1 pseudogene is annotated in these 1,025 nt (G+C 42.8%); it reads left to right on the top strand.

The features are described 5' to 3' along the window. A pseudogene (locus tag R7D93_RS26145) lies at positions 1-1,025 on the top strand (pyruvate carboxyltransferase); the annotation flags it as partial.

The raw sequence follows: 1,025 nt of genomic DNA, 5'->3' as shown, positions 1-1,025 counted from the left end.
ACAGCAGTTGCAAAAGCTAAAATTGATTATGTTGAATTAGGGCTTCGTAACTATCCCAAGTCTGTTTACAGTGGTCCATTTGCTTATACGACTGAAGAGTTTCTAAACACGCTACACCTACCGAAAGGTCCGACATATGGCGTAATGGTTGACGCAAAAACGTTGCTAGATGCGAATAAACCTGTTGAAGCAGCCATCAACGATCTTTTTGTACCAGCACAAGAAAGTAAAGTTGATCTCGTTCGTATCGCGGCACATTTCAATGAAGCAGAGCAGTGTGAAAGCATGATTAAAGCTTTCAAAGAAATGGGGTATATCGTTGGCTTAAATCTGATGCAAGCGGGCGGAAAACCATCCGTGGTTATAGCGGAAAAAGTACAGGCGGTAGCAAAAGCAAACCCTGACGTCATCTATTTTGCTGACTCTCTCGGTAATATGGATAGTGCAGAAGTCACTCGCATTGCCGAAATTGTAAAGCAAAACTGGGATGGCGACATTGGCATCCACACCCATAACAACATGGGTCAAGCAATGTCTAATACGATGACAGCTCGTTCGAATGGTGTTACATGGTTGGATGTGACCGTTACCGGAATGGGACGAGGCGCTGGGAACGCCCAGACCGAAAACCTGCTCGCCGAACTTGATGGACTAGATAAATACTTGCCAACAGCAATATATGAACTAGTTATTCGCCATTTTGAGCCAATGCAAAGAAGATACGGTTGGGGCTCAAGCCTTCTATATTACTTGGGAGCCAAAAACGATATTCACCCAACTTATATTCAGAATATGCTTTCTAATCCTAATTACGGAACAGAAGAAATTGTTGGTGCTATCGAGCATTTAAAAAAGCTAGAAGGTACGACAAGCTATAATGGTGATGTCTTAGAAGAAGCGCTTACTGTAGGGAAAATAAGCCAACCAACTGAAAGCCAATCAGACCTATCAGGGATCTTTTCAGGAAAAGAAATTTTACTGGTCACTAATACGCCTAATGCTGCAACACATAGAGTCGCGATCGA

Source organism: Vibrio sp. YT-15 (assembly GCF_033337445.1).
In the GTDB taxonomy this organism is placed as follows: domain Bacteria; phylum Pseudomonadota; class Gammaproteobacteria; order Enterobacterales; family Vibrionaceae; genus Vibrio; species Vibrio alginolyticus.
This window is presented reverse-complemented; position numbering and strand designations above follow the sequence as displayed.